12 protein-coding genes are annotated in these 13407 nt (G+C 32.1%); all 12 read left to right on the forward strand.

What is annotated here, in order from left to right; genetic code table 11:
* The first annotated feature begins 23 nt into the window (after positions 1-23).
* Entirely contained in the window at positions 24-977 is a 954-nt protein-coding gene (locus AC38BG_RS05465) for a PhoH family protein (protein ID WP_489936854.1), read from the forward strand.
* On the forward strand, positions 977-1477 hold the full coding sequence (gene ybeY, locus AC38BG_RS05470; RefSeq protein ID WP_489936855.1) for an rRNA maturation RNase YbeY: 501 nt from the start codon (positions 977-979) through the stop codon (positions 1475-1477). Before AC38BG_RS05465 ends, ybeY begins: the two co-directional genes overlap by 1 nt.
* Positions 1478-1480: 3 nt before the next feature.
* Positions 1481-2389, forward strand: a complete 909-nt coding sequence (era, locus tag AC38BG_RS05475; protein WP_489936856.1) for a GTPase Era — start codon at positions 1481-1483, stop codon at positions 2387-2389.
* On the forward strand, positions 2389-3153 hold the full coding sequence (recO, locus tag AC38BG_RS05480) for a DNA repair protein RecO (protein WP_489936857.1): 765 nt from the start codon (positions 2389-2391) through the stop codon (positions 3151-3153). The genes era and recO overlap by 1 nt, the downstream gene beginning before the upstream one ends.
* 255 nt (positions 3154-3408) lie before the next feature.
* On the forward strand, positions 3409-4317 hold the full coding sequence (glyQ, locus tag AC38BG_RS05485) for a glycine--tRNA ligase subunit alpha (protein WP_489936858.1): 909 nt from the start codon (positions 3409-3411) through the stop codon (positions 4315-4317).
* Complete coding sequence (gene glyS / locus AC38BG_RS05490; RefSeq protein WP_489936859.1) at positions 4310-6379, forward strand: glycine--tRNA ligase subunit beta; 2070 nt, start codon at positions 4310-4312, stop codon at positions 6377-6379. Before glyQ ends, glyS begins: the two co-directional genes overlap by 8 nt.
* A 10-nt stretch (positions 6380-6389) precedes the next feature.
* The gene (gene dnaG / locus AC38BG_RS05495; RefSeq protein WP_489936860.1) at positions 6390-8183 is read left to right on the forward strand and encodes a DNA primase; all 1794 of its coding nucleotides are present in this window, start codon (positions 6390-6392) and stop codon (positions 8181-8183) included.
* A gap of 13 nt (positions 8184-8196) precedes the next feature.
* A complete protein-coding gene (gene rpoD, locus AC38BG_RS05500; RefSeq protein ID WP_489936861.1) occupies positions 8197-9342 on the forward strand; it encodes an RNA polymerase sigma factor RpoD in 1146 nt (381 codons plus the stop codon).
* Between the two features lie 138 nt (positions 9343-9480).
* On the forward strand, positions 9481-10347 hold the full coding sequence (locus AC38BG_RS05505; protein ID WP_489936862.1) for a GRP family sugar transporter: 867 nt from the start codon (positions 9481-9483) through the stop codon (positions 10345-10347).
* 97 nt (positions 10348-10444) lie between these two features.
* Complete coding sequence (locus AC38BG_RS05510; RefSeq protein WP_489936863.1) at positions 10445-11122, forward strand: tRNA (adenine(22)-N(1))-methyltransferase; 678 nt, start codon at positions 10445-10447, stop codon at positions 11120-11122.
* On the forward strand, positions 11119-11913 hold the full coding sequence (locus tag AC38BG_RS05515; RefSeq protein WP_489936864.1) for a Nif3-like dinuclear metal center hexameric protein: 795 nt from the start codon (positions 11119-11121) through the stop codon (positions 11911-11913). The genes AC38BG_RS05510 and AC38BG_RS05515 overlap by 4 nt, the downstream gene beginning before the upstream one ends.
* A gap of 16 nt (positions 11914-11929) precedes the next feature.
* Positions 11930-13171: a peptidase T gene (gene pepT, locus AC38BG_RS05520; protein ID WP_489936865.1), complete on the forward strand. Its 1242-nt coding sequence runs from the start codon at positions 11930-11932 to the stop codon at positions 13169-13171.
* Positions 13172-13407: the final 236 nt, after the last annotated feature.

The raw sequence follows: 13407 nt of genomic DNA on the forward strand, positions 1-13407 counted from the left end.
TTTTTAAACTAAGGAATGGTTAAATGGTTCAATCAATCTTCACACCACAAAATCCAGAAAATATTATAAATTTAGTTGGGGTAAATGACGCTAACTTAAAGTTATTAGCTGATGGTTACAATGTTAATGTTTCAGATACTGGCAGCAATATTCAAATATCTGGTGATGATGAAAAAGATATAAAAAAAGTAGAGAAAGTTTTGACTGCGCTTGAGCGTGTGGTTAACTCTGGTATTTTAATAAATGCAACTGACGTTGTTAGTGCTATGAAGATGGCAGATAAAGGTACAGTCGAATTTTTTGGTGATCTGTATAATCAAATACTAATTCGAGATGCTAAAGGCAGACCGATTCGTGTTAAAAACTTGGGTCAACAAAAATATGTCGATGCAATTCATAAATCAGATGTTGTTTTTGGAATAGGGCCAGCAGGTACAGGAAAAACCTTTTTGGCTGTTGTTTGTGCAGTTGCTGCATTTAAAAATGGTGAAGTATCAAGAATTATCCTAACTAGACCAGCTGTTGAAGCTGGTGAATCATTAGGATTTTTACCAGGTGATTTAAAAGAAAAAGTTGATCCTTATTTAAGGCCAATATATGATTCTTTATATGCAATCTTAGGCACTGAAACAACTAATAGATTAATGGATCGAGGAATTATTGAGGTTGCACCTCTTGCTTATATGAGAGGTAGAACTTTAGATGAAGCGTTCGTTATATTAGATGAGGCACAAAACACTACTGATGCACAGATGAAGATGTTTTTAACTAGATTGGGGTTTAACTCTAAGATGGTTGTAAATGGAGATGTCACTCAAGTAGACTTGCCTGGTAAACAACATAGTGGATTGATTCAAGCAATGCACATATTAAAGGGAATTGAGCAAATTAAGTTTGTGGAATTTACTTTCAATGATGTTGTAAGACATCCAGTTGTTGCAAAAATTATTCGTGCATATGAAGAAAAGGGAGAATAATGTCACCAATTGATATTACATTTACAGATGAAGTTAACTTTTTAGATGATCCAGCTAGAGATTGGAAAAAATGGATTTTAGATCTGTTATTACTTGCAAAAGATAAAATTCATAAAGGAAATAATCTTGAAATGAGCATTAACTTTGTTAGTCCTGAAAAGATTCATGAAATTAATAAAGAATATCGTAATAAAGATCGTGCTACTGATGTAATTTCTTTTGCAATTGAAGATGGTGAAGATAAAGTAGATCTGAAGTTATTTTCGTCTGATCCTAATTTTGTAGAAGATATTGGGGATTTATTTATCTGTCCTGAAGTTGTAAGACAGCACGCTGTAGAATATGAAACAGGTTTTGATCGTGAATTTGGTTATACCTGTGTTCATGGCTTTTTGCATCTTAATGGATATGACCATATAGATCCTGATGAAGCAAAAGTAATGTTTGGCATTCAAGGTGAAGTTTTACAAGAATATGGATTACCATTACATAAGGATTAATAAATGACACAAGAAAACAAATATAAGTCAGGTTTTGTAGCGTTAATTGGACGACCTAATGTTGGTAAATCAACATTAATGAACTATTTAGTTGGTCAAAAAGTAGCAATTACTTCAAATAAACCACAAACAACTAGAAATAAAATTGCTGGTATTTATACATCAGATTCAATGCAAGTTGTATTTGTTGATACACCAGGAATTCATAAGCCTAAAAACAAGTTAGATGACTATATGGATGATGCATCACTATCAACTTTAAATGATGTTGATATGGTCTTATTTATGGTTGAACCAAAAGAAGCTGGAAAAGGTGATGAATATATTGCTGAATTGCTTGCTAAGGTTAACGTACCTGTATTTTTAGTTATAAATAAAATTGATACAATTCATCCAGATAAGTTGTTGCCAATAATGGAATCATTTCAAAAGTTTGGAGATTTTTCAGAAACAATTCCGATCTCTGCACGTGTAGGAATTAATATCAATGATTTATTAGATACAATTCAAAAATATTTGCCAGAAGGTCCACAAATGTATGGGGATGATGAAATTACTGATCGTCCAGAATATTTTGTGGTGGCTGAGTTGATTCGTGAACAAATCTTGCAATTGACTCAACAAGAAATTCCACATGCAAGTGCAGTTGTTGTCAATCAAATGAATCAACGTGTAAATGGTAAATTGCAAATTGAAGTTACCATTTATGTTGAAAGAGATGGGCAAAAAGGTATCTTGATTGGAAAAGCTGGTTCAATGCTTAAAAAAATTGGAATCGCATCAAGAAAGCAAATTGAACAATTACTTGGTGAAAAGGTTAACTTAAAGTTGTGGGTCAAAGTACAAAAAAATTGGCGCAGTGATCCAATCTTTTTAAAACAAATTGGTTATGATAAAAAGGATCTTTCATAATGAGTAAAGAACTTGTTGAAGTATCTGGAACTATATTTAAACGACAAAAATATAAAGAGGCCGATGTTTTAGCAAAAATCTTTAGTAAAGAATTGGGTATCTTCACAATTTTAGTTCATGGGGCATTAAGACCTAAATCTAAAATGGGTGCAGATACCCTTAATTTTTCTACTGGAACATTTGTGGTGATGACTAATAGGCATGGAATTAGTGTTTTACGAACAATCAAAAAAGCAAAACAATTAGATTATATTTATAATGATTTAGTTGCTAATGCTTATGCAAGCTTTATTTTTGACTTGGTTGATCATGCATTTGAAGAGTATCAAAATTTAGGCAATTATTTTGAGTTGATTAATCAAGCTATTAACAAAATAAATGATAAACAAGATCCAGAAATTATTACTGATATGGTTGAACTGAAATTGTTAACTGCATATGGTGTACAACCTGAATTAAAACAGTGCATTATTTGTGGTAGATTTAAAGGGATTTTTGATTATTCAATTAAATTAGGTGGGGTTATTTGCGATAGACATTTTTTGCAAGTGTCTGATAGAATGCATCTAAAGCCAAAAGAAACTGCTTTAATTCGCACATTAGGTTTATTGCCAATAACTCAATTGGGCAATATCCAAGTTTCAATTGCAATGAAAAAGAGTATCAGAAAAGCAATTGATCGAATTTTTAATCATACTGTAGATTTGGATTTGAAAAGTAAAAGATTTTTAGATGAATTACAAACTTTTAATGAAAATATCTAAACAAATTTATATAATCCTTGATCAAAATGTGCTAGAATGTTTAAGTATTCAATAGTGATGATGAGGAATAAAAAAAGTACTAGTTTAGCGAGTGTTGGTTGATGAAAGAACACCTAGGAAAAGGCACCTCTAGCTATACAATTAAGTGCAGGAAATTTTTCCTGAATTAGGGTGGAACCGCGAGATAATCGTCCCTATGCAAAACTTTATTGCATAGGCTTTTTTTATGGTCTAATGCGTGATAGGAGCAAAAATATGACGAAAACTTTGGATATTCAAAATATGATTTTCAAACTTGAACAATTTTGGTCATCAAAAGGTTGTATGATTATGCCTTCTTATGATGAACAAAAGGGTGCAGGAACTATGAGCCCATATACTTTTTTGAGAGCTGTTGGACCAGAACCATGGGCAGCATGTTATGTAGAACCATCAAGAAGACCTGCAGATGGTCGTTACGGTCAAAACCCTAATAGATTATTTCAACATCATCAATTTCAAGTAGTTATCAAACCATCACCTCTTGAAATTCAACAATATTATTTAGATTCTCTTCGTGTACTAGGAATTGAACCACTAGAACATGATATTAGATTCGTTGAAGATAACTGGGAAAACCCATCAATGGGTTGTGCAGGTGTTGGTTGGGAAGTTTGGCTTGATGGCATGGAAGTTAGCCAATTTACTTATTTCCAAGTAGTTGGCGAATTAGAAGTAAAGCCAGTTATGAGTGAGATTACTTATGGTGTAGAAAGACTTGCATCATATATTCAAGATGTTAATTCTGTTTTTGACTTAGTATGGGGAAATGGAATTTTATATCGTGATATTTTCCAAGAGCCTGAATATGAACATTCTAAGTATGCTTTTGAAGAAAGTGATCAAGATCAATTGTTAAAATTCTTTGATATTTATGAAGCAACTGCTCAAAAATTATTGAACCAAAATTTAGTTCACCCAGCTTATGACTATATTTTGAAGTGTAGTCACACTTTTAACTTACTTGATGCACGTGGTGCAGTATCAGTAACTGAGCGTGCAGGATATTTATCAAGAATCAGAAACTTAGCTCATGAAGCAGCTTCAAGTTTTGTAGAAGTCAGAGAAAAATTAGGATTTCCACTACTAAAAAATGCAAATGAAAGGGGCAATGAAAATGAGTAAAGATTACTTATTTGAAATTGGTACTGAAGAAATGCCAGCACATGTCGTTTCAAAAAGTGTTGACCAATTAGCTACAAAAACTGCTAATTTTTTAAAGAAAAATGGCTTAACTTTCAAAGATATTAAGAAATTTTCTACACCACGTCGTTTGACTGTGTTAGTTCAAGATTTAGCTGAGAAACAAGCTGATATTGATGAAATAAAAAAAGGCCCCGCTAAAAAAATTGCTTTAGATAAAGATGGTAACTGGTCAAAGGCAGCTCAGGGCTTTGTTCGTGGTCAAAAAATGACTACTGATGATATTTACTTCCAAGAATTAAAGGGTACTGAATACGCATATCTTCATGTCCAAAAAGAAGGTAGAAAAGCTGAAGATATCTTACTAGGAATGTCTGAGGTTATTAAGTCATTAACTTTTCCTACTAAGATGAGATGGGGAGACAATAATTTTGAATTTATTCGCCCAATTCATTGGTTAGTATCAATTTATGGTAGTGAAGTAGTGCCAGTTAAGATTTTGAATATCACTGCTGGTCGCAAAACTGAAGGTCATAGATTTCTAGGTGATTCAGTAATCCTAGCAAATAGTGATGATTATGAAGAAGCTTTAAAAAATCAATTTGTAATTGTAAATAGTGGCGAAAGAAAAGCTATTATCACTAAGCAAATTAATGATTTGGCTGCTGAACATAACTGGAAGATTGTTTTACATCCAGGATTGTTAGAAGAAGTTACCAACTTAGTTGAATACCCTACTGTTTTTGCGGGAAGTTTTGACAAAAAATATTTAAATATTCCAGATGAAGTCTTGATTACTTCAATGAAGGATAATCAACGTTACTTTGAAGTATACGATCAAAATGATAAATTATTGAATCATTTTGTTGCAGTACGTAATGGTAATTCTGAATATTTAGATAACGTCATCAAAGGTAATGAGAAAGTTTTAGTTGCAAGATTAGATGATGCACAATTCTTTTATGATGAAGACAAAAAATACCCAATCAGTCATTTTGTAGATCGACTAAAGGATGTATCATTCCATGATAAGATTGGTTCAATGTCTGAAAAAATGGTTCGTGTAAAAATTATTGGTGATTATCTAGCTAATAAGTTTAATATGAACGAACAAGAAATCGTTGATTTTGATCGTGTAAGTCAAATTTATAAATTTGACTTAGTAACACAAATGGTTGGTGAATTTGCTGAATTGCAAGGTGTGATGGGGATGCATTATGCAAGACTAGCTGGTGAAAACGAAGCAGTGAGTGTTGCAATTAAAGAACAATACATGCCAAATACTGCAGAAGGCAAGTTACCAGAAACTAAAGTGGGATCTTTATTATCAATTGCAGATAAATTAGATACAATCATTGCGTTCTTTGGTGCAGGAATGATCCCTACTTCATCTAATGACCCGTATGCCTTGCGTAGATATGCTTATGGTATTGTTCGTATTTTATTAAATGAAAAATGGTCATTACCAATTAATGAAGTACTACCTGAAATTATTAAATTATTAACTGGAAAAACTCCAGCTAAATTACCAAAATCTTCAGAAGATGAGGCTATTATTGCAATTTTTGTACGTGATAGAATTAAGCAATATCTACAAATCAATGATTTTAAATATGATGTTATTGACGCAGTTATTGCTTCTAGCCAACAAGATCCTCGTCAAATTGTGCAAGCTGCTAAAGTGTTGCAAACACATCATGATAGCGAAGACTTTAAGCCAGTTGTTGAAAGTTTAACTAGAATTAATAATATACTAGTAAAAGCAAAATTTGATGCTCAAAAGCCAGTAAATACTGAATTATTTGAAGATCAAAGTGAAAATGAATTGTTCTTAGGTACTGAAAGTTTAGAAGCAACAACTGATCTAGTAGAACTATATGAAGGTTTTGTTGCTTTGCAACCAGTAATTGATCATTATTTCAGTGTTAATATGATCATGTCTAAAGATGAAGCAGTAAAGAATAATCGTTTAACTCAATTAGCGACAATTAATCAACTTGCAAGTCAATTAGGAGATTTGAGCAAATTAGTAATTAAAAAATAGGTGATGCTAAATGGCAGGACGAATTCCAGAGAGTTTTATCGATGAAGTTCGATCAAGTGTCAATATTGTTGATGTAATCAGCCAATATGTTTCTTTAGAAAAAAAGGGCAAAGATTATGTAGGTTTATGTCCATTTCATCAAGAAAAAACACCATCTTTCACTGTTAGTGAAGGTAAACAATTTTTTAAATGTTTTGGATGTGGTCGTGGTGGAAATGTATTTAAGTTTTTAATGGATAAGGATAATCTGACTTTTCCTGAAAGTGTTGAAAAAGTTGCACAAATGGCGCATATTGCGATGCCTTCAGGATATAATCATCAAGTAAAGCCTTTAAGTCCATTAAAAAAAGTTCAAGCACAAGCAAATGTCTTTTTTCATCATGTATTATTAAATACAAAAGTTGGCCAAAAAGCATTAGATTATGCGACTGATCGCGGTTTAAATACTGAATTAATAGAGCATTTTCAAATTGGGTATGCTCCTGATAGTCAAGATTTATTATTAAAGTATTTAAAAGATCAAGGCTTTTCAGAAAGCGACTTAATAAAAAGTGGCTTGTTTGCACAAAGTCAAAGTGGACAATTATTTGATCGGTTTCGAGATCGGTTAATATTTCCATTGACTGATGAATTAGGGCAAATAGTTGGCTTTTCTGGTAGAAGATTAAGCAATGATAAAGAAATTGCTAAATATTTAAATAGTCCCGAAACTGAAATTTTCACCAAGTCAAAGGTATTATTTCATTTTGCGGAAGCTAAAAAAGAGTCAAGAAAAGAAAAACACCTTGTTTTATATGAAGGTTATATGGATGTTATTGCTGGATATAAAGCTGGCGTAAAATCTGGAATTGCTTCAATGGGTACTAGTTTGACTGATGAACAAGTGTATATGCTGCGGCGAGTCACCCCAAATATCATTTTGAATTACGATGGAGATGCACCTGGAATACATGCAATGGAGCGAGCAACTAGATTATTTGATAAAGCAGGCCACTTTAATTTAGGAATTGTTGTTTTGCCAGATAACCTTGATCCAGATGAATATGTAAAAAAATATGGTATTGATAAATATCAACATGCGGTAAAAAATGCTATATCGACAACAGATTTCTTATTAAATCAATCAAGCAAAAAATATAATTTTGATAATGATCGAGAAAAGTTAGCTTACATTGATGAAGCAATTAATTTAGTTGCTCAATTACCAGATCCTGTCGCACGTGATTTATATTTAGTAAAAATTGCTAAGCAGACTGATGTATCAAAAGACTCCTTAAAAGTTAACTTAATTAGGGCAAGTAGAAAATTACGTCGTGTAAAGCAACATGTTGCTTCAACGCCTTATATTCAAAATCAAGAACTACCAGTTCAAGATCAGCCCAATATACCAAATACAAATAATCGTCAATTATTACGTTTGTTATATCTATTTATTCATTCAGAAAAGGCAAGAGATTATTTATTAAGTAAACATTTTTTGTTTCCAGATGAAAATTATGCTAAACTTGCTGAATATTGGCTAAATTTTATGGAAACGCATAATAATACAACCATAAATAGTTTCTTAGATTTTATTCCTGAACAATTACAAGGTATAATAGTAAACATGGAAATGACTCCAATGCCAGAAGAATTTAGTCAACGCGAATTAGATGATCAAATGAACAGCTTTGCTCAGCAACATATCAGTCAACAAATCAGACGTTTATTAAATCAGTTGCAGGAAGCAAAAGCAGTAGATGATCAAGCAAAAGTGCTGAAAATTACGCAACAAATATTAACGTTAAAAAGAAGTCAAAGCTAGAGGAGGCTTTTTAATGGTAGAAAAAAAGACTACGAAAACAGCAGAAACAACGACTTCTACTCCTGAAGTTAAAGAAAGTTTAGACAAAGTAGTCAAACAAGTAGTTAAAGAAGTAAAAAAATCAAAAGAAATTTCAGAATCGGAATTTGTAGATCGTTTAGTAACTCCATATAAACTAGAAGGAAAAGCAGTAGACCAATTGGTTCAAGAATTTGAAGATAATGGAATTAGTATTGTCGACGAAAATGGCGAACCTTCAAAGTTGGCTTTGAAAAAGCAAAAAGATGTTGAAAAAGCAGAATTGAAGGATATGTCTGCACCATCTAGTGTAAGAATGAGCGATCCAGTTAGAATGTATCTGAAAGAAATTGGGCGAGTTTCATTATTAAATGCAGATCAAGAAATTGCTTTAGCAAAACGCATTCAAGATGGTGATGAAGAAGCCAAACAAGAATTAGCTGAAGCTAACTTACGTTTGGTTGTTTCAATTGCTAAAAGATATGTTGGACGTGGTATGCAATTCTTAGATTTAATCCAAGAAGGTAATATGGGATTAATGAAAGCTGTAGATAAGTTTAACTACAAGCTTGGATTTAAGTTTTCAACTTATGCTACTTGGTGGATTAGACAAGCAATCACGCGTGCTATTGCTGATCAAGCTAGAACCATTAGAATTCCTGTTCATATGGTTGAAACAATTAATAAATTGATTCGAATTCAAAGACAATTACTGCAAGATTTGGGTCGTGAACCAACTCCTGAAGAAATCGGTGCGGAAATGGATATGTCTACAGATAAAGTACGTGATATCTTGAAGATTGCACAAGAACCAGTATCTTTGGAAACACCTATTGGTGAAGAAGATGATTCTCACTTGGGTGACTTTATTGAAGATAAGGACGCGACATCTCCTGAACAACATGCCTCATATGAAATGTTAAAAGAACAGCTAGAACAGGTATTAGACACATTGACTGATAGAGAAGAAAATGTTTTAAGACTTCGTTTTGGTTTAGATGATGGACGTACTAGAACTTTAGAAGAAGTAGGTAAAGTATTTGGTGTTACCCGCGAGCGAATTCGTCAAATAGAAGCAAAGGCTTTAAGAAAATTGCGTCATCCAAGTCGTTCAAATCAATTGAAAGACTTCATGGATTAATTCAAAGTATTGACTTACTAAAAGTTAGAAGATAAAATATATTTCAAATAATAAAAACTTGATTCTAAAGTGTTTTTAGAATCGAGTTTTTTGCTTGTTAAGTGAAATAAATTTATAAATAAATGGAGAAAATATTATATGGCAGCATTATTAATTGCATTAGTTAATATCCTAGGTTGGGGACTAATTCCACTAACTGTTAAAGGATCACCATCTAGTCAGGTAGCAGGTATGGGAATTGGAGCTTCTTTAATGGGGCTTTTGATTTTTGTATTAACTCGACCTACAGTTGATACAAAAGTATGGTTACTTGCATTTGTGGCAGGTGCCCTTTGGACAATTGGACAGATTGGACAGTTTATATCCTTTACTAGAATTGGTGTTAGTGGAACGATTCCATTATCAACTGGATTTCAATTAGTAGGTAATTCATTAATTGGAGTTTTAATTTTTGGTGAATGGCCAACTGCCACTGCTAAAGTTGTTGGATTTATAGCTTTAGCATTAGTAGTTGTTGGTGTAGTTCTTAGCTCAAAAAGTGAAGATCCAGCTAAAGGTTCAACTAATGCTCAAAATATAATCTTTTTATTAACTACTACAATTGGTTATTGGGCATATTCAAGTTTTCCTAAGTTTATTTCAACTCAAGTAAATTCACATATTACAGGATTAAACTATATTTTTCCTGAAATGCTTGGTGTGTTAGTTGCGACAAGTATTTATGTTTTAGCAACACATTCAACTAAGGTATATAGTGATCGTATTATTTTGAGAAACATTTTAGCTGGTATTGAATTTAGTATAGGTACATTGTTTTATCTATTTTCAGTTAAACAAAATGGTGTTACAAATGCCTTTATTTACAGTCAACTTAGTGCTGTATTATCTACTTTTGGTGGTATTTGGATTTTGCATGAATCAAAGACCAAAAAGGAAATGTTATATGTGGTAATCGGCATTTTACTAATAGTCGGTGGTAGTATTATGACTGGATTTGCAAAATAACTTAAATTGCTCAGAACGGATTATGTTCTGAGTTTTTTTAAGTCCAAAATTAGCTCAATAGTTTGATATAATTAAGTTTAATAAGGAAGTGAAGTTCATGTTAGAAGCTAGATTATCAACAATTGCTAGCATGGTTGCCCCTAATGCTCGCATTGCTGATATTGGTACGGATCATGCATATTTACCAATTGACTTAATTAAAAATAAAAAAATATCTTTTGCTATAGCTAGTGATGTTGCAAAAGGGCCACTAAAAAATGCTAGAAATGATATCAAAGAAGCTGGATTGTCCAAAAAAATTGACACAAGGCTTGGTTCTGGGTTATCAACTATAAGACACAACGACAACATTGATACTATAATTATTGCGGGTATGGGTGGTAAGTTAATGGTTCAATTATTAACAGAAAACAAGTTAGCTCCATTTAAGAATTTAATCTTGGAACCCAATGTTGGTGAGCCAGTAGTAAGAACATGGTTAGTTGATAATAATTATAAGATTGAAGCTGAACAAATCATTGATACAGGGGGGCATGTCTATGAATTGATTCGAGCAAAACTAAGTAATATACAAATTAACTTAACTCAAAAAGAAATCGAATTTGGACCATACTTATTAAAAAATAAGACTAGAATTTTCATCAAAAAATGGACCAATCAATTAAGATATTATCAAAATTTAAAATCCAACTTATTAAAAGCTAAAAATGTTGATTCAAATAAGCTCCAGCAAGTTGAACAATTAATTGAAATGATTCAAGAGGTATTAAGATGACAACAGTTCAGACAATAGTTGATAGATTAGAGCAAGATTTTCCAAAAGAAATTGCATCTGTTGGAGATCCAGTCGGATTACAGATAGGTAATTTAAACCAAGAAGTTTCATCTATTATGACCACGCTAGATGTTAGACCTAATGTAGTTAAAGAAGCAATAAAAGAAAATGCGGATTTAATAATTAGCCATCATCCTGTAATGTTTCGGCCAGCAAAAAATCTAGATCTAGCTAATCCGCAAAATCAAATGTATGCTGATATCTTAAAAAATAATATTACTGTATATTCAATCCATACTAATTCAGATAAAGCACAAAATGGATCAAGTGATTGGGAAGCACAAGAATTAGGCTTGCAAGAAGTCACTGGTTTTTGTCCTGACACAGATGGAATTGCAATTGGACGCAAAGGGATATTAGATCATGAAATGAATGCATATGACTTTGCAAAATATGTTGAAGAAAAAATGCATATTAAAAATGTTCGTTTGATTTCACCAAGTCATTCTAAAAAAATTCGTAAAGTTGCTTTAATCTGCGGAGATGGTAGTAAATATTTTATGCAGGCAGTTAAAGATAAAATGGATGCCTTTGTAACAGGAGATATTTATTACCATACTGGTCACGATATTATTTCAAACGGTTTATGCGTAGTTGACCCAGGGCATTATACTGAAGTATTATTTACTAAAAAGATGGCACAGCTTTTAACCGATTGGAATCAAATTGAAGAATGGAAAGTTAATATTATTCCATCAAAAGTTTCAACTAATCCGTTTGAAGAATTATAGTTAGGAGAATTTTATTATGAAATATCCAGAATTATTACCTAGATTTTTAAAATATGTAAAAATCAATTCACGCTCTGATGAACATTCAGACCGTTTTCCTTCGACTGAAAGAGAAGTAAAATTTCAAAAGGTTGTTATGAAAGATTTAGAAGATCTCGGATTAAGTGATGTTCACTATAATAAAAAAGCAGGTGCAGTAATTGCTGAAATTCCAAGTAATGTAAATTACGATGTTCCTGTAATGGGATTTTTGGCACACTGTGATACAGCCGATTTTAATTCAGTTGATATCAAGCCACAGGTTCATGAAAACTATGATGGAAAATCTAAAATTCGTTTGGGTAATTCTGAATTTTATTTAGATCCTGCCGTTTTTCCTAATTTGAAAAAATACAAAGGTCAAACAATCATTACTGCTTCTGGTGATACTTTACTTGGTGGAGATGATAAGTGTGGTGTTAGTGAATTAGTAACATTTGCACAATATCTTTTAAACCATCCTGAGATCAAACATGGTATTATCAAGTTAGCCTTCACTCCAGATGAAGAGATTGGTACTGGAGCTGAACATTTTGATGTAGCTGATTTTGGTGCAAAATTTGCTTATACAGTAGATGGGGAAGGTCCTGGAAAATTAGATTGGGGTACATTCAGCGCAGCACAATTTAGTTTAGATATTCAAGGAGTTAATGTTCATCCAGCTGTAGCTAAAGGGCAAATGATCAATGCGATTCAAGTAGGGATTAATTTCCATAATCAAATACCACAAAATGAAGTTCCTGAACATACTTCTGGTAGAGAAGGATTTTATCATATCTTTAACTTTTCTGGAACAGTTGATAATGCTCATATGGACTACATTATTCGAGATTTTGAACGAGATGGCTTGGAAAAACGTAAGAGTTTAGTCAAATCAATTGTTAAAAAGATGAATGATGATTTTGGAGTTGAACGAATCAAGCTAGAAATGCACGATCAATATTACAATATGGCAGATGAGCTTAAAAAGCATATGGATGTTGTTGATTTAGCAAGGGATGCATATAAAGCAGAGGGTCTTACAATTAATGAAGATCCAGTTCGCGGTGGTACTGATGGTTCTCAATTAACTTATATGGGACTACCTTGTCCAAATTTATTTGCAGGTGAAGAAAATATGCATGGTCGTTATGAATATACTGTTTTAGAGTCAATGTATAAAGCAGTTGATGTCATGATCAAAATAGCTGAATTAAATGCTGAACGTGCAAGAAAATAATTGTGAAACTTTTTCGACTATATAAAATCAACATTTTCAATTTTGTATAGTAATAAAAATCATTGATAATTCAATAAAATATACATATCGAACTGAATGAAAAAAGTTATGCACTTATACTCAATTCACTAAAAATAAGTCAATTAAAAGCTGATATATAAGCATTTTATATTGGCTTATTTTTATTTATATAAAAAATATAGATTTGTGAAACATTATAAATGTACATGTTAGAA

The organism is Lactobacillus sp. M44 (assembly GCF_058130005.1).

Bases quoted from the DNA above. Each gene is read 5' to 3' on its own strand.
- AC38BG_RS05465 (WP_489936854.1), top strand. From the start codon at position 24: ATGGTTCAATCAATCTTCACACCACAAAATCCAGAAAATATTATAAAT.
- ybeY (WP_489936855.1), top strand. From the start codon at position 977: ATGTCACCAATTGATATTACATTTACAGATGAAGTTAACTTTTTAGAT.
- era (WP_489936856.1), top strand. From the start codon at position 1,481: ATGACACAAGAAAACAAATATAAGTCAGGTTTTGTAGCGTTAATTGGA.
- recO (WP_489936857.1), top strand. From the start codon at position 2,389: ATGAGTAAAGAACTTGTTGAAGTATCTGGAACTATATTTAAACGACAA.
- glyQ (WP_489936858.1), top strand. From the start codon at position 3,409: ATGACGAAAACTTTGGATATTCAAAATATGATTTTCAAACTTGAACAA.
- glyS (WP_489936859.1), top strand. From the start codon at position 4,310: ATGAGTAAAGATTACTTATTTGAAATTGGTACTGAAGAAATGCCAGCA.
- dnaG (WP_489936860.1), top strand. From the start codon at position 6,390: ATGGCAGGACGAATTCCAGAGAGTTTTATCGATGAAGTTCGATCAAGT.
- rpoD (WP_489936861.1), top strand. From the start codon at position 8,197: ATGGTAGAAAAAAAGACTACGAAAACAGCAGAAACAACGACTTCTACT.
- AC38BG_RS05505 (WP_489936862.1), top strand. From the start codon at position 9,481: ATGGCAGCATTATTAATTGCATTAGTTAATATCCTAGGTTGGGGACTA.
- AC38BG_RS05510 (WP_489936863.1), top strand. From the start codon at position 10,445: ATGTTAGAAGCTAGATTATCAACAATTGCTAGCATGGTTGCCCCTAAT.
- AC38BG_RS05515 (WP_489936864.1), top strand. From the start codon at position 11,119: ATGACAACAGTTCAGACAATAGTTGATAGATTAGAGCAAGATTTTCCA.
- pepT (WP_489936865.1), top strand. From the start codon at position 11,930: ATGAAATATCCAGAATTATTACCTAGATTTTTAAAATATGTAAAAATC.